The 20,551-nt window shown below is 58.4% G+C and carries 18 protein-coding genes; 3 read left to right on the top strand and 15 right to left on the bottom strand.

The features are described from left to right. Positions 1 to 14: 14 nt before the first annotated feature. From dmpG to D3871_RS20530, 7 genes are all read right to left on the bottom strand, one after another. Positions 15 to 1,070, bottom strand: a complete 1,056-nt coding sequence (gene dmpG, locus D3871_RS20560) for a 4-hydroxy-2-oxovalerate aldolase (protein ID WP_119770917.1) — start codon at positions 1,068 to 1,070, stop codon at positions 15 to 17. Between the two features lie 9 nt (positions 1,071 to 1,079). Next, complete coding sequence (locus D3871_RS20555) at positions 1,080 to 2,030, bottom strand: acetaldehyde dehydrogenase (acetylating) (protein WP_119770916.1); 951 nt, start codon at positions 2,028 to 2,030, stop codon at positions 1,080 to 1,082. A gap of 21 nt (positions 2,031 to 2,051) precedes the next feature. Then, positions 2,052 to 2,852: a 2-keto-4-pentenoate hydratase gene (locus D3871_RS20550; RefSeq protein WP_119770915.1), complete on the bottom strand. Its 801-nt coding sequence runs from the start codon at positions 2,850 to 2,852 to the stop codon at positions 2,052 to 2,054. Positions 2,853 to 2,875: 23 nt separating this feature from the next. Further along, complete coding sequence (locus D3871_RS20545; protein WP_119770914.1) at positions 2,876 to 3,700, bottom strand: alpha/beta fold hydrolase; 825 nt, start codon at positions 3,698 to 3,700, stop codon at positions 2,876 to 2,878. Next, positions 3,697 to 4,155 carry a lipocalin-like domain-containing protein gene (locus tag D3871_RS20540; RefSeq protein WP_119770913.1) on the bottom strand — a complete coding sequence of 153 codons (459 nt, stop codon included), beginning with the start codon at positions 4,153 to 4,155 and terminating at the stop codon, positions 3,697 to 3,699. The genes D3871_RS20545 and D3871_RS20540 overlap by 4 nt, the downstream gene beginning before the upstream one ends. 20 nt (positions 4,156 to 4,175) lie before the next feature. Then, positions 4,176 to 5,072: an alpha/beta fold hydrolase gene (locus tag D3871_RS20535; protein WP_119770912.1), complete on the bottom strand. Its 897-nt coding sequence runs from the start codon at positions 5,070 to 5,072 to the stop codon at positions 4,176 to 4,178. 216 nt (positions 5,073 to 5,288) lie between these two features. Beyond that, positions 5,289 to 6,275: a VOC family protein gene (locus tag D3871_RS20530; protein ID WP_119770911.1), complete on the bottom strand. Its 987-nt coding sequence runs from the start codon at positions 6,273 to 6,275 to the stop codon at positions 5,289 to 5,291. Between the two features lie 379 nt (positions 6,276 to 6,654). On the opposite strand from D3871_RS20530, the gene D3871_RS20525 reads away from it, so the two are divergent. Beyond that, entirely contained in the window at positions 6,655 to 7,419 is a 765-nt protein-coding gene (locus D3871_RS20525; RefSeq protein ID WP_233575745.1) for an alpha/beta fold hydrolase, read from the top strand. 277 nt (positions 7,420 to 7,696) lie between these two features. Here the strand turns inward: D3871_RS20525 and D3871_RS20520 are convergent, their stop codons facing one another. After that, entirely contained in the window at positions 7,697 to 8,605 is a 909-nt protein-coding gene (locus D3871_RS20520) for a LysR family transcriptional regulator (protein WP_119770909.1), read from the bottom strand. Positions 8,606 to 8,612: 7 nt separating this feature from the next. Beyond that, positions 8,613 to 9,263, bottom strand: coding sequence for a TetR/AcrR family transcriptional regulator (locus D3871_RS20515; protein ID WP_119770908.1), 651 nt, complete (start codon positions 9,261 to 9,263; stop codon positions 8,613 to 8,615). Between the two features lie 156 nt (positions 9,264 to 9,419). Here D3871_RS20515 and D3871_RS20510 point away from each other — a divergent pair, with 156 nt between their 5' ends. After that, on the top strand, positions 9,420 to 10,466 hold the full coding sequence (locus D3871_RS20510; RefSeq protein WP_338016853.1) for a LacI family DNA-binding transcriptional regulator: 1,047 nt from the start codon (positions 9,420 to 9,422) through the stop codon (positions 10,464 to 10,466). 306 nt (positions 10,467 to 10,772) lie between these two features. Here the strand turns inward: D3871_RS20510 and D3871_RS20505 are convergent, their stop codons facing one another. Continuing rightward, on the bottom strand, positions 10,773 to 12,959 hold the full coding sequence (locus D3871_RS20505) for a glycoside hydrolase family 3 protein (protein WP_119771468.1): 2,187 nt from the start codon (positions 12,957 to 12,959) through the stop codon (positions 10,773 to 10,775). 524 nt (positions 12,960 to 13,483) lie between these two features. Here D3871_RS20505 and gudD point away from each other — a divergent pair. Next, positions 13,484 to 14,839, top strand: coding sequence for a glucarate dehydratase (gudD, locus tag D3871_RS20500; RefSeq protein WP_119770906.1), 1,356 nt, complete (start codon positions 13,484 to 13,486; stop codon positions 14,837 to 14,839). A gap of 10 nt (positions 14,840 to 14,849) precedes the next feature. On the opposite strand, the gene D3871_RS29985 is transcribed toward gudD, so the two are convergent. The 5 genes from D3871_RS29985 to D3871_RS20480 all read right to left on the bottom strand — a co-directional run bounded on the left by D3871_RS29985 (position 14,850) and on the right by D3871_RS20480 (position 20,532). Continuing rightward, the gene (locus D3871_RS29985) at positions 14,850 to 15,173 is read right to left on the bottom strand and encodes a hypothetical protein (protein ID WP_147376860.1); all 324 of its coding nucleotides are present in this window, start codon (positions 15,171 to 15,173) and stop codon (positions 14,850 to 14,852) included. Between the two features lie 19 nt (positions 15,174 to 15,192). Next, entirely contained in the window at positions 15,193 to 15,993 is an 801-nt protein-coding gene (locus D3871_RS20495; protein WP_119770905.1) for an enoyl-CoA hydratase-related protein, read from the bottom strand. A gap of 20 nt (positions 15,994 to 16,013) precedes the next feature. After that, the gene (locus tag D3871_RS20490) at positions 16,014 to 17,582 is read right to left on the bottom strand and encodes an AMP-binding protein (protein WP_119770904.1); all 1,569 of its coding nucleotides are present in this window, start codon (positions 17,580 to 17,582) and stop codon (positions 16,014 to 16,016) included. Between the two features lie 276 nt (positions 17,583 to 17,858). Beyond that, positions 17,859 to 19,559 carry an AMP-binding protein gene (locus tag D3871_RS20485; protein WP_233575744.1) on the bottom strand — a complete coding sequence of 567 codons (1,701 nt, stop codon included), beginning with the start codon at positions 19,557 to 19,559 and terminating at the stop codon, positions 17,859 to 17,861. A 103-nt stretch (positions 19,560 to 19,662) separates the two neighbouring features. After that, a complete protein-coding gene (locus tag D3871_RS20480; RefSeq protein ID WP_233575743.1) occupies positions 19,663 to 20,532 on the bottom strand; it encodes an SDR family oxidoreductase in 870 nt (289 codons plus the stop codon). Between the last annotated feature and the right edge of the window lie 19 nt (positions 20,533 to 20,551).

Below are 20,551 nucleotides of genomic sequence, written 5' to 3'. Positions count from 1 at the left end.
CACCGTGCGAAAGTTCACGCGGCTGCACTTGCAACGGAACTGCCGTGCACGCGCTCTTGCTCGCGCGTCTTCAGGAGGTCGAGGGCCACGTCCACGATCATGTCTTCCTGCCCGCCGACCATGCGACGGCGGCCCAGTTCGACCAGTATGTCCACGGCTTTCAATCCGTATTTCCCAGCCGCTGCTTCGGCGTGACGCAGGAAGCTGCTGTACACCCCGGCGTAGCCCAGCGCGAGCGTTTCGCGATCGACGCGAACCGGACGGTCCTGCAGCGGACGCACGATGTCATCGGCCGCATCCATCAACTTGTACAGATCGCATCCATGATTCCAGCCCATGCGCGCGGCGGCGGCGATGAACACTTCCAGCGGCGCGTTGCCCGCGCCCGCACCCATGCCGGCCAGGCTGGCGTCGATGCGGTCACACCCTTCCTCGACCGCAACGATGCTGTTGGCCACGCCAAGACTGAGATTGTGGTGCGCATGCATCCCGGTTTGGGTCTCGGGTTTCAACACGTCCTTGAAGGCCTTGAAGCGATCCCGCACATCGTTCATGTTCAGCGCGCCGCCGGAATCGACCACATAGCAGCAGGTCGCCCCGTAACTCTCCATCAGCTTGGCCTGCTGGGCCAGACCCTGCGGCGTCTGCATGTGGCTCATCATCAGGAAGCCGACAGCTTCCATGCCGAGGTGGCGTGCGTATTCGATGTGCTGCTTCGAGATATCGGCTTCGGTGCAGTGCGTGGCCACGCGGACGACGCGCGCGCCGGCCTCATAGGCAGCCTTCAGATCGTGTACTGTGCCGATGCCCGGCAACAGCAGCGTGGCAATCTTGGCATGCTTGACGACGCTGGCCACGGCCTCGATCCATTCGAGATCGGTGTGCGCGCCAAAGCCGTAGTTGAAGCTGCCTCCTTGCAGTCCATCGCCGTGGGCGACTTCGATCGAATCGACCTTGGCCTCGTCAAGCGCTTTGGCAATGACCATGGCCTGTTCGACGCTGTACTGATGGCGTACCGCATGGCTGCCATCGCGCAGCGTCACGTCGGAAATGTAGAGCTTTTTGTTCATCTGAAATCCTTATGCCGCTTCCGCGAGAAGCAGACGCTCGGCCATGCGCTCGGCCGTTTGCAGCGCCGCGCTGGTCATGATGTCGAGATTGCCCGCGTACGCAGGCAGGTAATGGGCAGCGCCTTCGACCTCGAGAAAGATCGATGTCTTCAAGCCGGCCAGGCGGTCGCCCACCCCGGGAATGCGAATCGGACGGTCCTGCTCGATACGGTCGAACTGCACGCGCTGCTTGAGCCGGTAACCGGGCACATACGCCTGGACCGCTGCCGCCATCTTCTCCACCGATTCGGCGATCGCCGCTTCGTCGGCGAATTCGCTAAGGGTGTAGACCGTGTCGCGCATGATCAGCGGCGGCTCGGCGGGATTCATGATGATGATGGCCTTGCCGCGTTCCGCGCCTCCGATCACCTCGATTGCCTTCGATGTGGTTTCCGTGAACTCGTCGATGTTGGCGCGCGTTCCCAGCCCCGCGCTGCGGCTGGAAATGCTGGCGACGATCTCGCCATATTTGACCTTGGCGACCCGCGACACGGCCGCGACCATCGGAATCGTGGCCTGTCCGCCGCAGGTGACCATGTTGACGTTCATTGCGTCGAGATGTGCATCGCCGTTCACCACCGGAATGCAGTACGGGCCGATGGCCGCCGGCGTCAGATCGACCATGCGGATTTCCGGCTTCAGTCCGCGCAGGAATGCATCGTTCCGGACATGGGCCGATGCACTGGTCGCGTCGAACACGATGCCAATGTCCTTGAACTCCGGCATCCTGGCCAGGCCCTCGACGCCTTCCGGCGTAATCGCCACATTCATGCGCGCGGCACGAGCAAGGCCGTCCGAGGCCGGATCGATACCGACCATGGCCGCTATGTCGATATTGCGGCCATGGCGGAGAATCTTGATCATCAGATCCGTGCCGATGTTGCCGCTGCCGATGATTGCTGCTTTGATTTTTTTAACCATCACAAAGATTTCCTTAACTGGTCAACGCGCTTCCGGCACGGTGTCGAACAAGGCCGACACGGACCCGAGGCCCTGGATTTCCGCGACAAAGGCATCGCCGAGGCGTACCTCCAGCATGGGCCCCAGCGCTCCCGACAACACCAGCTCGCCGGCCTTCAAGGGTGCGCCCATGCGCGCCATGGTCCGCGCCAGCCACACCACCGCATTCAAGGGATTACCCATACAGGCGCTGCCGTTACCGGAAGAGGCGATCTCACCGTTGCGCTGCAGCGCCATCGTGCAGTTGCGAAGGTCGAGTTGCGCGAGGGTGCGGGGCGAACTGCCCAGCACGTAGCCTGATGAGGATGCATTGTCTGCCACCGTGTCAACCAGACGGATCTTCCAGTCGAGAATCCGGCTGCCGACGATTTCCAGTGCAGGCAAGGCGAACTCGATCGCACGCATCACATCCACCAGTCCCGGTTCTTCCATGTCCAGGTCACGGCCAAGCACGAATGCAACTTCGGCTTCGATCTTGGGCTGATGCAGTTTGGAGAAGGGAATCGGCAAGCCTTCGTCAAAGCCCATGTCATCGAACAGGATGCCGAAATCTGGCTGGTCCACCCCGAGCTGCCGTTGCACCGCGGGGGAAGTCAGGCCGATCTTGCAGCCAACCCGTCTGCGACCTGCGGCAAGACAATATTCGGTATTGATCCGTTGAATGGCATAGGCATCCTCAAGAGCTAAATCCGGATACTGTTCCGTCAAGGGTTTGATGTACTGGCCGGATTCCGCGGCGGCGCGCAGAGCTTCCGCCGCATTGGCGTGGCGATTAACACTCATGATGGTTCCTCGATATGCGCCGTTCAGCGCTGCTCATGAAAAAAATCCGAGACCAGGCGCGAGAATGCAGCTTCGTGCTCGATCTGGGTCCAGTGGCCGCACTTGCCGAATACGTGCAGCTGGCTGTTGAGAATCCACTGATGCAGCGTGAGCGAATTGGACAGAGGGATCACCTTGTCCTCGCGCCCATGGACGATCAGCGTCTCGTGCGCAAGCGCGCGAATGCTTGCTTCGGAATGGGACATCGCCTCGACCCAGCGCTGACGCGGGGCCGGGAACATGCTGGCATACGCGTCCTGGATTCCTGGACGCATGGAGGCCTCATAACGCATGCGCACGAGGGCATCGCCGATCAGGTTCTGGTCGTAGGCAAAGATCTTCATGATCGCCTGCATGTTTTCCACGGATGGCGTGTAGCCCCAGACCGCATCAAGACCCGGCGTCAGCTCGAATGGCACGCCGACGCTGCCCATCAACACCATCTTGTTCACACGGTCCGGGTGGGCGATCGCCAGCGCGAGCGCCATTGAACCGCCGAAGGAATTGCCGATCACATGGGCACGTTCGATCTTCATCGCGTCGAGGAAGCGCACCATCTGATCGAGCCAGTTTTGCCGGGTGAGCGGCATGTCGGACGGCGTCTGCGTATAGCCGAAGCCCGCGAGGTCCGGCGCCAGCAAACGGAAATCGCTTTGCAGGCGTTGCAGCACCAGGCGCCAGTTGGCCCAGGCGCTGACGCCGGGGCCCGAGCCGTGCAACATCAGGACTGCGTCGCCCTCGCCCAGATCGTGGTAGTTCGTCGTCACGTCCCCGCACTGTATTGTCTTGCCGATTTCCGGATTGCTCATGCTGCGTTACCTTTCTCATTCGATTCATGACGGCGCCAGACAAGACGGGAGACCCGTGCCTCGGGCGTACCCTGCTCCAGACGGGCAAGCAGCGCGAGGGTGCCGTCGGGCTGGAACTGGAACTCGCGCTTTTGCTCGCCGCCCTTCCAGTTCGGGAACAGGCTGATATCCACCATGTGGACAATGGTCTGGCCATCCACACGGTAGCGGCCGGCATAAAACAGCATGGAGTCGTAAGCGCGCGCCTTTTCCTCATCAGGAGCATTCCATTGACCACCCTTTTCGAAACGGGCGCGATCCTTGCGGCTGATCATGCAAGTCATGTTGCCGTCGCTGGTGTAGTCAATGAAGCCTTCCAGTTGATCGCCCATCGGCCGCTCCACCCTACCGTCCGCATATTGCTGTTCCCATGAGACGACGAGCCATCGTCCCCATAATTCGTTTGTGGTCGACATCGTTATTCCTATGAAATGAGCTAGGCAGAAGCGGCCTGGAGAAACTCCGCCACCACCCGGTTATGTTCCGGCGCACTTTCGAATTGCGCCCAATGGCCCGTATTCGCCGCGCAATGGAAGCAACCCTGCTGTACCTGCTGCGACAGCCGCATTCCCAATGACGGCGGCGTGCGGTTCTTGTCGCCCCAGTAGACCAGCGTGGGCTGGGAAATCGTCCGGGCCATTGCGTCGGTGATGATGTGCTTGCGGATGATGTCGCCGGCCAGGTACTCCGAAATGAACTGCTGCTGAACCGCAGCAAGCGCCGGCTGCCGGTACAGCGCCTGACGCACGCCGATTGCCTCGTCGGTTAGTTGGGATGGATCGGCCAAAATCCGCGCCATGCGCGTCTGCACGTTCTCATAGGTCGGATTGCGCAGTACCTCAAGGGAACTTTGCAAGTTGGATGCCCAGTCCGGCTCTTCATAACCCGGGATGGCGCCGGTATCGGGCGCGTAGCCCTGCGTCGTTGTCAGCACCAACCGCTTGACCCGGCCGGGATGCCGCAACGCCAATTGCATCGCCACCCAGCCACCGAGCGACTGGCCTTCCACATGAGCTTGGTCCAGATTCAAGACTTCCATTACATCGACCACCTGGTCGACCAGGAGCGGAATGATCTCCGGATCGTAGCCTTCAGTCTGCGACCGTCCGTGCCAGAGGAAATCCAGCGCAATGACGTGGAAGTGTCTGGCCAGCGGAATGATGTTCCGGGCGTAGTTCTCGACGTGGCCGCCAGTGCCGTGCAGCAGTATAAGCGCAGGCCCTGCGCCGGCCTCGACGATCCGGGTACGAAAACGCCCGTGAACTACGCGGACCTGGGCCTGCAGCAATTCAATCCAGTAACTGGGCGGCTTGGATGACATCGAATTCGACATGGATTAGGTTTCCGTGGATTTTGCGTAAGGTGTAGGCGGTGCCTTATACCAATCCCAACCTGTAACGTGACAAATGAAATCGATGGATTTTTTCGACTGGCAAGGCGCAGGAGGAGTCAATAGCGGGCTATTGACGACGAGTGCAACGCAGGCAGGCGGCTCGGCGCCCCCGGAAAAAGACGCGGTTTCATGTCACGTTATGGGTTGGGATTGGTATTAGCTCTTGGTTTTCTCGATCGGCGCATCCTTGCTATGGGCAATCGGCCCACGCAGGCGTCCATCGGATTTTTCCAGGCCGAATGTCCACTCCGAAAAAATGTCGGCGGTCGCCGCGAAATCCTTGGTCTCCCAGGTCTCGGTGACGATGTCCTCATCCGCTGCGTATTCCCAGGCACAACCGAGAGGAGTGTTGAAATACCAGAAGCATGCGGACGAGACCGTGTGCCGACCCGGACCGGCGAAAGTCTTCCATCCCAATCCATCCAGACGCTGGCCGCCGCCGATGACTTCATGAATGTCGCGCACCTTGAAGGCCAAGTGATTGAATCGCGTGCCGGGAGCCTTGCCGTTCATGAAGAACAGGTGGTGATGGTTGCCCCGTGGTGCGCAGCGCAAGAACATGCCGCGATTGGCATAATGATCGGAGACGATGAAGCCCAGGCGCTCGATATAGAAGCGCGATGCATCGCCTGCGTTGTCAACGCCGATCGCCATGTGGCTGATCTCGGTGGGCTGTGCAGCCTCGTAGCGCGGCGCGCGGGAATTGATCCTGTCGGGCCTTCCTGGGCTGTTGAAGCGAGTTGGCTCCAGGACCACGGTGTGGCGCCGAGTCATGCGGAATGCAATGGGAATCCCCAGGTCATCCACCGTATGCAACCCGCCTGCCGCATCGACCGACACCTCGCGGTCCTTGCTCAGCATGTCGCCAAGCCTCGCCAAGCCATCCGGGTCGGTCACGCCCCAGGTAATCTCGCAGAGGCCGCTGGCGTTGATGATGGGACGACGGCCCGAGACGGACAGGTCGGTCTCGACGATTTCGACTTCGGAGCCGTCGGCCGTGCGGAACAGCTTGCTCGATGCATCGCCTGAGTCTATCCGGGTCAAGCCCCAGTCGGTGGCGAATCGGCATGCATCGTCAAGTTTTTCGACCGCGAATTTAATGCGATCGACACCATCGATCGTAAACCGGTTTGCAGATGTCATAGTGTGTCTGTGATGAATGGTTAAGGGAGCAACTGGTCGGTTCGTCGCTTAGATGGATTGTGCTTGCTGGCATCACAGCGCAATGCGCCTGCTCACATCATCTCCGCGCTTTGCGCATGCTGGCGCATCGCATTCCTGAAGTGAGACCATTATTATTTTTCGATGTCTGGCATGTCAACGAACTGGCTCTGCCTATCAGGGATATCAGCTTTCCGATATTCAGATATCTAATGGCGGCACTATCGCCCAACTAGAAAATCGAGCGACACTATGGCTATTGGCCATTCGCTTCCAGAATGATTTTCACAGGCGGCTATTTCCCGCAGCAGTATGACGAGAATCCCTTTCCATTTTTTATCTTATGCAAGCTCTTCCATCCTTGAACTACACGCTCATCGATCAACCCGATCGGCCTTGGGTGACCTTCATCCCCGGCATCGGCAACGATGCAACGTTCTGGCAATCCCAGGCCGATGCCCTGGCACATGACTTTCGCATTCTGATGTTCGATCCCTGGGGTCACGGCAGCAGTCCGCCGCCACCGCCGGAGTGCGGTTTCGATGACATCTGGCATGGTGTGGTACAGCTCTGGGATCAGCTTGGCATTGAACGCTCAAGCGTGGTCGGATTGGGATTCGGCGGTTCCCTCGGACTGCGGTTTGCCATCGACCTTCCGTCGCGTGTGGATCGCGTCATTGCGTGCTGTTGCCGCCCGCGGCAACCGGATGAACGCAGGGGCTTCTGGCGCGCACGACAGGCGGCAGCCTCGGCACAGGGAATGGAAGTCCTGGCGGATGCCACCGTGGACCGCTGGCTGAGTACTGAATTTCGGAAGCAGCATCCGGAGGTGGACAAGCAACTGAGGGATATGATGAAACGCACGACGCTCGAGGGTTACCTCGCCGCCGTGGGCGCGTTCATCGAAATGGACTTCACATCACGGCTGCCGGAGTTGACGGCACCGACCTTGTTGCTCGCTGCGGAGCACGACCACGGCGGCGGGCCGGTGCCGGCAATGCGCGAGATGGCCGAGCAGATTCCGCATGCAACACTCAATGTCATTCCGGGCAGCGGTCACATCTGTAATCACGAGGCGCCGGACATTGTGAATACCCTGATCCACGACTTTCTTTCCAAGCCTTAGGGCCTGTTAACAATTGATTTGGGAGTGCGAACGGGTCGTATGCGTTGCAGGGCTAGGCGCGGCGACGCGTCGTAGCGGGCTCGGCGCCCCCGTGCTACGGCAAGGAGCCGCAACAACGGCATGCGACGCATACGACCCGCTCCCTTCGGGTTCAAGCCACAACGTGCGCTACCGGCGTTGCATGGCTAGCAAAGGGCCCGCCCTTTGCGTCGCCACGCGCCACCGCCAGCACACGTTGTGGCTTGAACGCATCTCCCAAATCAATTATTAACAGGCCCTAGTGCCTCGTCTGAAGCAGTTCCGGCACCACCTGCACGATCAGGCGAAGCACCTCGCGGGTGGCGAGGGTATGTGGGCGGCGCGGGCTGGTGCTCAGGACAACGCTGCGCAACAACTCGGGCTTGACGATGCGGGCGCTGGCCAGCCGGCTATCGCTATCCATCTCGAACAAGCCTGATGTAATGGCATAGCCTCCTCCGGCCGCGACAATTTCGTGCTGCAGCCTGATCGAGTCCGCCTCGGCTGCGATGTTCAGGTTGATCCCGCGCGCCTCGGCGAGGGTGTCCAAACGAGCCCGAAGAGGATGCGGGTGGCTTGGTACCACCAAAGGACGCCCTTGCAGGGCGCTCAAATCCACTGTCGGCTCCTGAAGCAGCGGATCATTGCGCGGCCCGATCAAGCGTAAGGAAATCTGGGCCAGGACCGATTCGCCACTATCCGAAACCGGCCCTTCCCGCAGCAGCAGCGCCATGTCCATTCGCCCCTCGCGCAGCCATTCCTCCAACTGCGTGCTTGGGCCATCGCTCAGGTGAAGTCTGACCCGCGGGAACTTTTCCTTCACCAGGCTGTACAGCTTGCTGGCCAGCATAGGCACGGATGAGGGCAACATTCCTACCCTGACCTCTCCGGCAGCCACGCCGCCAGAACTCCGGATGTCGTCGGCCAGGCGATCGGCTTGCTGCATGAGTGCCTGGAGACGCGGATAGAGCTGCTCGCCGAATTCCGTCAATACAACGCCGCGTCCCGTGCGGCGGAACAGGCGTGCGCCGCATTGCCGCTCCAGCACACTGACATTCCGGCTGATCATTGACTGCGGTACATCGAAGACCGTGGCCGCCTTCGTCAAACTTCCGAGCTCGGCCACCTTCATGAAAACCAGCCATTTCGAATCAAGAATAGATTGCATGGTGATCTCATCCACGGCCAGCTCCCTTCGTTCGAGCTTGTTTGCTCGCGTCGTCCAACACGCCGTAAGCCGCCATAAAGACCGAGATGGCGCGATCGACTGATTCGGTGATCTCCTTGGCCGTCAACGCTCCAAGCATCTGGAATATGAAACGGTCGAGCCACTCCGCTTCCAGCAGCCCCTTCAGGTGCAGGGAGGCGACGTGCGGATTGGCCCGCCGCAACTGCCCTTTCTCCATCGCCTGGTGCAGGAATTCGGCGACTGCCGCCTGGCTGCGAACGGGGCCAAGTTCAAAGCACTTCTTCCCCAAGTCCGATCGACCTGCCTCGGATACCACCAGACGGCGCACCGCCTGGACTTGGGGCGAATACAGCAAGGTCAGCAGACGTATTCCGAAATTGTTCAATGCCTGTTTGATATCTTGCGTCGTCGGGTCAAGCGCCGCATGGTTGGCCTGGAATTCCGCCTCGGTGGCTTCCATCACCACTTCGAGAAACAACTCTTCCTTTGAAGGAAAGTAGCTGTACAAGGTAGCCTTCGAGTATCCCACATGCTTGCAGATGGTCTCCATCGAGGTACGTTCGAAGCCGGTTTCCCGGAATATTTCGGAAGCGGCTTTGAGAATCGCCTGTCGTCTTGTCTCGCTTTTTGTTCGCATGTCAATCCTTTTATTTGAACCGGCTAGTTTAGTTTAGCGTCCTTTCGGCGAAATTGAAATAGCCTATTCAAAGAGGTTTCGATGCCTTATCGCAATGCGCCCCCCATTGTTCAAGGTGTATAGAAGGGAAACGATGGGTTGATGGATTAAAATTGCATGTCAGCTCCGTGCTTTGGACTGTTCTATCTGGCTCACCTACCAATGAAAAGAAATGCTCCAACACTCCACGACGTTGCCAAGGCTGCAGGCGTTTCGACCGCAACGGTTTCCAAATTCCTGAATGGCGCTCAGCGCTTCTCACCTGCCGTCGAAGCCACAATCAATTCTGTCGTAGCGCAAATCGGCTATCGCTCCAATGAACTGGCACGTTCAATGATCACCGGTGAGACGAAGACCATCGGCGTTGCCATCCTGGACATCAATAATCCGCACTTCACCGCTGTTGTAAAAGGCGCCAACCGGGTTGCCATTGATGCTGGCTATACCTTGCTGTTCGTCGATACTGAAGAAAACCAGAAGAGAGAACTGCAATTGCTGGATACCTTAAGCCGCCGGGTTGATGGATTGATAATCAGCTCACGCATGTCGGAAACGGACATCAAGACGGTAATTGATTTCGGAAAACCACTCGTCTTCTTCGGGCAACTGGAAACAGCAAAGCTGGTCAGCATTTGCAGCGCCGGACAACAGGGCGGCTATATGCTAGCCCAGCACCTCGTTAACCAAGGGTGCAAAAACATCGTTTATCTCGGATTCTCGAAATCGCGCTGGGACCGCGACCGCATTGCAGGAGTCGGCGAATGCCTGGAGAGCCATGGTTTGTCGCTAAAAGCTTACGACGCGCAGGCGCCCTTTGCCTCCGAAGGGGAGCGCCTCTGCTCGCTGATCATGTTGGGCAAGGACCATCCGGACGCAGTGATCTGCTATAACGATTTGCTCGCAATCGGATTCATGAAGGAAGCGCAGTCGCTTGGATTCAAAATTCCACATGATGTCGCGGTAGCGGGATTCGATAACGTTCCTTATGCCGAATACGTCTCGCCGTCTCTTACCTCGGTCAATCTGCAAAGCGAAGGCATGGGCGAGCTGGCAATGAAGAAGATGCTGGACCTCCTTGCCGGAAGACCGACGGAAGAGTACACGGTTCTTGATCCGCAGCTTGTGCTGCGCGAGTCCACCAGCGGCAGAAAGCGCCATGCCTGACAGCGCCCGATGTTGCGGCGCTGAAGCAGGCGAGCCCTAACAGGCACCCCTTTACAGGTGCGAATTCTGTCAAGACAACGTTCTTTCTTCGCGTGCATCTCCGGCAACTTCGGACCGCTCCCTCCCCCTTGCAGGGGCACCTGGCGTAGGGGCGCCCGGCGTAGGGGAAGGGGCAGTCCGCTATTGCACTCGAGGACGTCAAGTGAATGAAAATTTGCGATAAATCTTCATCACTCTAACGCCAGACCACCAATGACTTTGCCTGCATTGAAATTCCAATGCAGGCAAAGAGTGGCAGAAGATCGGTTAGTAGCCCAGTCCGAATCCGAACGGATACAGCGTATCTTTTGCTGGATATCCGGGGACGTCCGGCTGGTTGTCGATCACTGCTTGCAAGTTGTTTGCCAATGCAAATGGCAGCTTGCCTTGTGGCTTGGACTTGCCGCTCAGGACATCAAGAAGAGCGGTATTGCTTACGCCAAAACCAGCCACAATTGCACCCGCATTCTTTAAGCCGCTTGCGTCATCCAGAACGTAAGGCTGTCGGAAATAAATGCTCAGCACGGTTTTGCTTGCACCCACTTCACCCATTACCGCCTTGATTTCGGCAAGCGAGGGAGAAATTCTCCAGGACTGGGACTCCGCCATCTTGGTGAACGACAGGTTGTTCCCTTCCCATGGGAAGGAACCGCCGAACGTCAGTCCATTGTCCGTGCACGCCTGCCCTGGGTTCGTTACGCAACGGTCTTGCGCACCATAGGTCTTGCCGGTCTCCGGATCGATGAAGGCTGGATTTGCACCGGTCGTTGCTCCGTTACTGGTGTATGTGCCGGTCACTGCTGTCGGATTCGACACCTCGACACGAATCACCGCATAATCGTGGCCTGCCGCACTCGGCCGCACGCCATTCGGCCGTGCCTCCCCATCCGTGACGACATAACCATATTTATCGGCATCCGACTTGGCAATCCCCAATGTGTACACTTTCGCACCCGCTCTCAACGGCAGCGTCTTTGTTGCAATGGTCTGTTCCTGGTTCTTCAGCAGCACGATCGATTTGCGCTGAATATCCAGTCCCTTTTCGCGATTCGTCTGCTTGCCGACGGTACCGTTGGCTAGTTTCGCATCGACATAGGGGTTTTCGAACAGCCCCATCTGGAACTGCGCTTTCAGAAGACGCTTCGCAGCTTCGTTCACCCGCTCTTCAGTCACCAGTTTCGCTTGAACGAGATCAGTGATGGTCTTGTTGACGTTAAAGCCGGATAAGGTATCTGTCCCGCCATTGATCGCAGCCGCCACGCGCTCCGGCACGGTTTTGCTTTCGAGGCCCCAGGCACGATCGTTAATGATGCCGGTATCCGAATTGACATACCCGTTGAAGCCGAGCTTGCCGCGCAGAAGATCGGTCACGATCTGCTTCGAAAACGCCATACCGATCTGGTCGTAAGTCACGCCTTCATAGGTGACCTTGATCGGCACGCCGTAGTAAGGCATGACGGAAGACACACCGGCATTGATCGCCGCCATGAACGGCTTCAAATGATAGCCAAAGTTGTTGCCCGGGTAGACCTGATCCTTGCCGAACGCATAGTGCGGGTCGAAGCCCTGCTCCTGCGGGCCGCCGCCGGGAAAGTGCTTCATCGTCAATGCTACCGCGGAATCCTTGTTGAGCGGGCCGCCTTGCAGATTCTCGACCAGCGTTTTCATGATGTTCGCGGCGAGGTCGGCATCCTCCGTGAAAGTTTCATGCACGCGATACCAGCGCGGCTCAGTGGCAAGATCAGCCATGTAACCGTACATGCCGCGCAATCCAATGGATTTCCATTCTTCGCCCATGACCTGCGAAAATTCCTTGATCAGGGACATGTCGCCTGTGCCAAGCGCCGCTGCGGCAATCCCGCCTTCCTTGGGGAATTCCGTAAACGCGCCGGCCGCTTCATTGATGCCGACGCGGGCATCCTTTTCATAGTGATTGCGTGCGTTCGACTTGAACAGGGCCGGGATGCCAAGACGGGTAGCTTCGCGCAAGGCTTGCACGGAGTTCATGAAATTCGCGGCTTCTTCAGGCGTCACAGGCTGGCCGCCGCGCCCTGCGGGCGCCGTCGTACATGCAGGGCTACCGGTGACGACATTGCGGAAAATGAAACGCGCCATCCTCTGTGTGTTAACAAAGTCGACACCTGTCTGCGGAACTGCGCCTTTACAATCGGCATTGAGGGTGTCAATCAGCATCAACCCGGCTTTTTCCTCCAGAGTCATCTGACCCACAAGGTCGTTGACGCGCTCGTCAACCGGCCGGCGCCAGTCTTCATAGGGGTCAAGCCTCTGATTGCTGTTCAAGTCCTTGAACTGCAGATTATCAACGGACAGGACTACTTTTGACCTTACCTCGAGCTTCGGCTGCACCGCTGCCTGGCTTGCACTTTGACTGTCGCTGGAACCGCCCCCGCAGGCGGTCAGGGACAATATCGCGCCGCCAAGCACTGTCCCCATACCCAACCTGCTAGATTTGGCAACCGGAAAATCCTTTTGCCGGTTGGACTGTTTCCGCTCGAATGCCTGGGAAATAAAAAAATCAAGCCGTCGCTTTGAGCGTAGGCGCATTGTTTTCGTCATCCTCTTTCTCCATGAAAATTCCTTGCTCGAATCTCGGTTCGGACAAGGCGTTATTAACGCAATTTAGGTAAGCGTTTAACTTAGTATGCCAGCGTGATGGATGATTCAGCAAGAAAATTTTTCACGTGATGCCAAAGGGACAGGGAAATTGCCTTTTCTGCCTGACTTCCCTCGCAACTGCCTTTTTATAGCGCCTGGTTAATAGTGCTTAGATATTAGAAAAGCTGCTATGAAACGATCTTTAAACTTTCTATTGCATTTCAAACGAGCGCTTATCATAATAATTTTAGTCAAACGTTTGCCTTAATGCACTCACGTTTCTTAAATGACAAAAGACAATGACTTGGCCACGGCTTTTGCCGCTGGCATCGCTTCAACAGATTTCTATAGGAAAGGCAATAATGAATACAGCAAACAAATTACAAGTTGCGCCTGGCGCCCCCGTTGTCACTCAGATGCGCGTCATCCCAGTCGCCGGACGCGATTCCATGCTGCTGAACCTGAGCGGCGCCCACGGCCCTTTCTTCACGCGCAATATCGTGATCCTCACCGACAGCGCCGGCCATACCGGCGTGGGTGAAGTGCCGGGCGGTGAACGCATTCGCCAGACGCTCGAAGATGCGCGCGACCTGGTGGTCGGCAAATCGATCGGCGCGTATCACGGCGTACTCAACAGCGTGCGCCAGAGTTTTGCCGACCGCGATGCCGCGGGGCGCGGCTTGCAAACCTTCGACCTGCGCATCACGATCCATGCAGTCACCGCGCTGGAAGCGGCCATGCTCGACTTGCTCGGACAATTCCTTGAGGTCCCGGTGGCGGCATTGCTCGGCGAAGGACAGCAACGCGACAAGGTCGAAATGCTTGGTTACCTGTTTTATATCGGCGATCGCACACTGACCGATCTGCCCTATCCGAGCGAAGCGGAGGCCGACAACGACTGGTTCCGCCTGCGCCATGAAAAAGCCATGACGCCTGACGCCATCGTGCGTCTTGCCGAAGCGGCCTACCAGCGTTACGGTTTCAACGACTTCAAGCTCAAGGGCGGGGTGCTGCGCGGTGAAGACGAAATGGACGCCGTCACCGCCTTGTCCGAGCGCTTTCCGCAGGCGCGCATCACGCTGGATCCGAATGGCGGCTGGCTGCTCAAGGACGCGATTCGCCTGTGTCGCGACAAGCATGAGGTACTGGCGTATGCGGAAGATCCCTGCGGTGCGGAGAACGGCTTTTCGGGACGCGAAGTCATGGCCGAATTCCGTCGTGCCACCGGCTTGCCCACCGCCACCAACATGATTGCGACCGACTGGCGCGAAATGGGCCATGCGATCCAGTTGCAATCGGTGGATATCCCGTTGGCCGATCCGCATTTCTGGACCATGCAGGGTTCGGTGCGGGTGGCGCAGATGTGCAATGAATGGGGCCTGACCTGGGGCTCGCATTCCAACAATCACTTCGACATTTCGCTGGCGATGTTCACGCATGTTGCCGCTGCAGCGCCGGGCAAGATCACCGCGATCGACACCCACTGGATCTGGCAGGATGGCCAGCGTCTGACCCGCGAGCCGCTGCAGATTGCGGGCGGCATGGTGGCCGTGCCGCAGAAGCCGGGGCTCGGCATCGAACTCGATATGGGGCAGGTCGAGCTTGCCCACCAGCGTTACCGTGAAATGGGACTGGGGGCGCGCGATGATGCGGTGGCCATGCAATACCTGATTCCCGGCTGGAAGTTCGATAACAAGAAACCTTGCATGGTGCGTTAAGCAGATAAGCTTAGAGCAGTTTCACCCTGACTGTACCGTCGATGCCGGGCGATTTGCCCGCGGCACTGCGTTGCGGCTCCTTGCCATGGCTCGCCATGTCGCGTCGCCGCGCCTTGTTCCACAGGCAAATCGTCTCGGCCTCGACTGGCAAGTCAGGGTGAAACTGCTCTAGAGCGGATTGCGGGTCAGCGTAGGGGTCGCGTTCGGACCAGAAGGGATGCAGTGCAAGACGCGGCTTGATGTAAAAGCGACGATGAATAAGCCCGTCCGGTTTCCTGTGCCGGACCGGCTTGTTTTGGCCGATGCCGGCACGATCTGGGAGCGTTCGTCGCACTTAGGCACACAATGTGCCCTTATCTTTTGAAAATCGGCTCTCGCTTCTCAAGAAATGCCTGTAGGCCCTCCTGGAAGGAAGGCAAATCAAGCAATTCGCGCTGCCGTTCCTTTTCGTAATCGAGTTGCGCGGCAAGGCTTTGTTCGGCAGCGGTATCGAGCGCGCGACGGGATTCGAGTGCGCTGTGTGCGGGTGCCTTTGCCAGCCGGTGCGCAATGCTTCTCGCTTCATGCATCAGCGCCTCGTCGTCAACGCAAGACCAGATCAATCCCCAATCAACGGCTTTTTCCGCAGGAAGACGATCGCCCAGCAACATCAAGCCCATTGCGCGTGCGCGTCCGACATGCTGCGGCAAGTACCAGGTCGCGCCCATATCGGGTACGAGGCCCAAGCGCGGCAGGAAAGGTGCAAGTAAGTAGGCGGACCGTGCGGCAAGCACGATATCGGCAGCCAAGGCAAGGCTGATACCGGCCCCAGCCGCTGCGCCGTTGAGTGCAGCGACGATGGGGAACGGGAATCGTTGCAGAGCAAGGACGACGGCGTTGTACCGTTCCTCCATCATCTGTGCGCCGCGCTGACCGAAGGATGCATCGCTCCCGGCCAGCTTGGCTGGATCGCCCAGCTTGGCGCCGGCGCAAAAGGACTTGCCTGCCCCCGTCAGAATCAAAGCGCGAACGTCATCGCGCAAGATCAACTGATCAAGCGCTGTCATGATTTCAAGGCAGACGTGCTCGTCCAGGCCATTGTGTATTGCCGGCTGGTTCAGCGTCAGCACCGCCAGCCCGTCCGTCACTTCAACCAGGATCAATTCGAAATCCATGTTTACACTCATTCTAATGATTAGCCGACTTGCCTTTTCTGGTCCTTCCAGTACTTCTCACGCACTTGCCGGCGCAGTACCTTGCCAACGACACTGAGTGGCAATGCTTCAACGAAGCTGATTGTCTTGGGCGCCTTGAACCGGCCAATGCTGCCCTTCACGTGATCAATCAAATCCTCCACAAGTGCCGATGCACCCGCCTTCAGCACGATTTCGGCATGCACGGCTTCGCCCCATTCCTCATGCGGCACGCCCACCACCGCCGACATGGCGACCGCCGGATGGGAATTGAGCGCTGCCTCCACCTCGACCGCATAGACGTTGAAGCCGCCGCTGATGATCATGTCCTTCTTGCGATCGACGATATAGAGAAAGCCTTGTTCATCGAGATAGCCAAGGTCGCCCGACTTCCAGAAGCCGTTGCAAAATTCGGCCGCCGTTCCTTCGTGATTATTGAAGTACCCTGAGATAGTGGCGCGAGAGCGAATCCAGACTTCTCCCGTCGCCCCTGCCGGAACCGAATTGCCGGCTTCGTCCATGACGCGCAGTTCGACGGTGGGGGATACCCTTCCAGCCGATGCGAGAAGCTTGGGATCGGCGCCAAGGTGGTCGGCCTTGCACAGCGTGGCCGCCGGCTGCAGGCATTCGGTCGAACCGTAGATCTGCAGGAAGATGTTGCCGAAACGATCCTGCAGTTGCCTGAGTTTGCTCGGGCTCATCGGCGCGGCACCATAGTAGACGGTACGCAGCGCCGAGAGGTCATGACTGCTTGCCTCCGGCAAATCGAGGAGCCAGTACAACAGCGTTGGCACGAGCCCTGAAATCGTGACTTTCTCCGCCTCCAAATTGCGGCACCATTGCTTCAGGTCCGCCACGTTCTGCGTTACCGTACAGCCTCCCTTGAACAAGGTCGGCAGCATGCCGAAGCCCGAACCGTGGCTGATGGGGGCCATGTGCAAGTAGCGCGAATCGGCATCGAATACCGTTTCGTTCTCCGCATAGTAGGCATCCCGACAGGCCAGCCAATTGTCCATCGTGTACTGCGCGCACTTGCTTTTGCCGGTGGTACCGCCGGTGAAGCGGTAGATCAGGATGTCGCGGGTAGAGTCGCTTTCAACGCCGGGATCGGCATCGGGGACGCCTTCGAGCAAATCATAAAAGTAGTGCAATCCGTCGCGTGCGATCGTTGGCGGATCCATACAGACTACCGTCACGCCGCGCTCGTGCAGCATGTCGAAATAGCGATCCAGCAGTGCATTCTCCAGGAACACCACTTTAGGTTTGATGAACCCCACCTGCCAGCGGTGTTCATCGATAGAGTCGCGGAAATTGGTCCAGACTGCACCCGCTTCGCCCTTGAGCACAGTCCAGGTGTGCAGCAGGGAGAGGTTGTCGTTCTCGAGGATGCACAGGTACGTGTCGCCGCGGCGCAACTGCAGGCGCTCGCGCATCATGTTCACGACGCGATTCGTAAATAGATGCAACTCGCGATACGTAAAGCGGCGCTTGCGCTCGATGTTGACTAGCGCCTCTTTGTCAGCATGGCGCATCGCAACTTGGCTCATTACCTGTGTGAAGTTTATTTTCATCGCTTGTCTCCGTTATATTTCTTGGTGTTGAAGGCAGAGTGCGCTGCGCGCACCTTTGCAGTAGCAAGGACTCCGGTGCGCACAGGCGCAGCGTATTAGCACTACTGCGTCACAAGCTACCGCTGAACGACTCCTTCCCCCTTGCAGGGGGAAGGTTGGGATGGGGGTAGTGAGGTTGAGCAATCTATGTCGATGACTCGAGCGCACTACCCCCACCCTAACCCTCCCCCTGCATGGGGAGGGAACCGTTCAGCGTCGATTCATGACGCAGTAGTATTAGTCCGCTTCGACGATCACGGTCTGGCCGAGATCCGACCAGCCCTGCGCCTTGGGCAGATAGCATTCTTCGATGACACTGCGCTTGATCTTCATGGTGGGGGTCAGGAAGCCGTTGTCGGTTGTCCAGAAGTCTTTCACCACGACCACGAAGGCCAGCTTTTCATGGTCTTCCGACAGGGCGTTCACGCGTTCAAGCATGCCCTGTAATTCCGTGTGCAGCTTTTCGCGGGTCTTGGGATCTTGCAGCTCCTTGCGTGCATCAAGGCCCAGCATCAACAAAGCAAATGGCTGCGGCAATGCCGGCCCGGTCACGCATACCGCCTCGACTTTCGGATGGCCGAGCTTGTTTTCGATAGGCGCGGGCGCGACATACTTGCCCTTGCTGGTCTTGAAGATTTCCTTGACCCGACCGGTGATCTTCAAGCGGCCGATCTCGTCCAGTTCTCCCCGGTCGCCGGTCTTGAAGAAGCCGTCTTCCGTCATGCTTTCCACCGTCAGTTCGGCCTGCTTGTAATAGCCCAGCATCATCGTGGGAGCCTTGATCAGAATCTCGCCATTGTCCGCGATGCGGCATTCCACCCCCGGCATCGCCTGTCCGGAATAGCCCAGCCGGACCTGGCCCGGGCGGCTGTAATGGGAATACGAGAAGTTCTCCGTCATGCCATACACGTCCAACAGCTCAAGGCCCAGGGTGCGATACCAGTTGGTAATTTCCTGCGGCAGCGGCGCCGATCCGGTAAAGGCAATCCTGGTTGCGTCCAGTCCCAACATGGTCAGAATTTGCTTCTTCATGGCGTCGGCTTGCGGCGACTGGGTGAAGAGCAGTTCCTGCTGTGCGGGCGGCAGTTTGGCGCAGACGCCCTGGTAAAACTTGGTCCACAAGCGCGGCATCGAGATGAAGACCGTGGGACGTGCGCGCTGCAAGTCCTGCGGGAAGGTCGCCAGGCTGTCGTTGAAGTAGACACGAAAGCCGTGGCACAAGGAATTCGATTCGACGAAGGAACGTTCAGCCGTGTGCGCCAGCGGCAGATAGGACAGCACGCGATCGCTCGGGGTGAATCCGCAAAACTCCCCTGACCTCGTCGCGTAGGCCAATATCGTGCGGAAGCTGTGCATGACACCCTTGGGCCGGCCGGTGCTGCCCGAGGTGTAGATGATGGTGGCAAGTTGATCCGGTGCCGGCAAATGCACCGCTTGCAGCGGCTGTACCTCGGCAGCGAGGGCCTCCCATTGCCGTACATTCGGCAAGGAGGGAGATAGCGGCAGGCCGATCATCGGCACGTTCGGCGGCACCACCTTCTGGATTTCGTTCCAGCCGTCCGTCTTGCCATCGAGCTTGCCGATAATCACCAGGCGCGTATTGGCGTGCTCGAAAACGTATTGCGCGGTGTCGGCATTTACGGTCGGATACAGCGGCACCGAGATATGCCCGGCCATCCAGATCGCGATATCGGCAATCATCCAGTGCGCGCTGTTCTTGCCGACGATCGAGATGGCGCTTTGCGGCGGCAGATCGAGAGATTGCAGATAGGCCGCCATGCGTCGCGCCTGGTCGCCGACTTCCTTCCAGGTATAGTCCACGACCCGCCCGTCAGGCATGGGTTCGGTGAGATAAATTGCATCAGGCTGGGTCCGCTCCCAGTGCAGGAAGCAGTGAACCAAAGTGCCCAACTTATTGTCGTTCATATTGTCGTTCATGATCGTCTCCTCTTATGATTCTTCGGCATCGAGCAATTCAGCTGCGCGGCTTCATTGTACTTGCCGCCTCGTCGAAGAATTCACTACGTAAAACCAGTATTCATTAGCGGTCGTTCTTCAGCAAGTCCGGCAACGCGTCCAGGTGAAAGCCGTCAAACGGCACGCTTTTGTCGTGCACCTGCAGTTTCCAGGAGCTTCGCGCGTTCGGCCCGCCGCCATCGACACGGATGCAACTACCGGTGATGAACGCCGCCGCCGGTGACAGCAAGAACACGATGGCCGCCGATACCTCGGCCACGGTGCCGTAGCGTTGTACCGGCACTGCCTTGGGAAAATCGAGAATCTTTGAAACGGCTTCGCCGGTATAGTTATCGAAGCCGCTGGAAGCGATCATTCCTGGTGCCACGCTGTTCACGCGCACACCAGAGGCTGCCCACTCGCAGGCTGCGCTTTCAGTCAGCGAAGTCATGCCGGCCCGGGCCGAGCCCGAGTGGGCAACGCCGGGCAAGCCGTTCCACATGTCGGCAGTGATGTTCACGATCGACCCGCCATGCTGTTCCATCCAACGCGTGTAGACCTCCCGCATGAAGATGAAACCGCCGACAAGATTGTTGCGCACTACCGCTTCGAATCCCTTGGTCGAGATGTCCTTAAGTGGCGAAAAAAACTGCCCTCCGGCATTGTTGACCAGGCCATCGATGCGACCTTGTGCTGCCAGTACCGCTTCGACAACGGTGCCCACCGCAACCTCGTCGCGAATATCGCATGCATGAGAGGAAACGAGACGACCTTCGGCCTCGATCTCTGCTTTCACCTTTGCCAACTTGTCGGGATTGCGGCCAACGATAACAACGTGCGCTCCCAGCCATGCGAGCTCATGTGCAGCGCAACGGCCGATGCCGCTGCCGCCCCCCGTCACGATGACGACCTTCCCGTCAAACAACTCGGGCTTGAAAATTGATTGGTAATGCAAGCGACTCTCCGATGCCGTC

Origin of the sequence: Noviherbaspirillum saxi, assembly GCF_003591035.1 — a bacterium.
Classification (GTDB): Bacteria; Pseudomonadota; Gammaproteobacteria; order Burkholderiales; family Burkholderiaceae_D; genus Noviherbaspirillum; species Noviherbaspirillum saxi.
The sequence above is the reverse complement of the archived record's forward strand: the minus strand, read 5'-3'. Positions and strand labels throughout refer to the sequence as shown.

Excerpts from the sequence above, each read along its gene's own strand:
- D3871_RS20535 (WP_119770912.1), bottom strand. The coding sequence starts at position 5,072 with ATGTCGAATTCGATGTCATCCAAGCCGCCCAGTTACTGGATTGAATTG.
- gudD (WP_119770906.1), top strand. The coding sequence starts at position 13,484 with ATGAATACAGCAAACAAATTACAAGTTGCGCCTGGCGCCCCCGTTGTC.
- dmpG (WP_119770917.1), bottom strand. The coding sequence starts at position 1,070 with ATGAACAAAAAGCTCTACATTTCCGACGTGACGCTGCGCGATGGCAGC.
- D3871_RS20540 (WP_119770913.1), bottom strand. The coding sequence starts at position 4,155 with ATGTCGACCACAAACGAATTATGGGGACGATGGCTCGTCGTCTCATGG.
- D3871_RS20495 (WP_119770905.1), bottom strand. The coding sequence starts at position 15,993 with ATGGATTTCGAATTGATCCTGGTTGAAGTGACGGACGGGCTGGCGGTG.
- D3871_RS20545 (WP_119770914.1), bottom strand. The coding sequence starts at position 3,700 with ATGAGCAATCCGGAAATCGGCAAGACAATACAGTGCGGGGACGTGACG.
- D3871_RS20515 (WP_119770908.1), bottom strand. The coding sequence starts at position 9,263 with ATGCGAACAAAAAGCGAGACAAGACGACAGGCGATTCTCAAAGCCGCT.
- D3871_RS20490 (WP_119770904.1), bottom strand. The coding sequence starts at position 17,582 with ATGAAAATAAACTTCACACAGGTAATGAGCCAAGTTGCGATGCGCCAT.
- D3871_RS20550 (WP_119770915.1), bottom strand. The coding sequence starts at position 2,852 with ATGAGTGTTAATCGCCACGCCAATGCGGCGGAAGCTCTGCGCGCCGCC.
- D3871_RS20520 (WP_119770909.1), bottom strand. The coding sequence starts at position 8,605 with ATGCAATCTATTCTTGATTCGAAATGGCTGGTTTTCATGAAGGTGGCC.
- D3871_RS20555 (WP_119770916.1), bottom strand. The coding sequence starts at position 2,030 with ATGGTTAAAAAAATCAAAGCAGCAATCATCGGCAGCGGCAACATCGGC.
- D3871_RS20510 (WP_338016853.1), top strand. The coding sequence starts at position 9,420 with ATGTCAGCTCCGTGCTTTGGACTGTTCTATCTGGCTCACCTACCAATG.
- D3871_RS20505 (WP_119771468.1), bottom strand. The coding sequence starts at position 12,959 with ATGGGGACAGTGCTTGGCGGCGCGATATTGTCCCTGACCGCCTGCGGG.
- D3871_RS20530 (WP_119770911.1), bottom strand. The coding sequence starts at position 6,275 with ATGACATCTGCAAACCGGTTTACGATCGATGGTGTCGATCGCATTAAA.
- D3871_RS20485 (WP_233575744.1), bottom strand. The coding sequence starts at position 19,559 with ATGAACGACAATATGAACGACAATAAGTTGGGCACTTTGGTTCACTGC.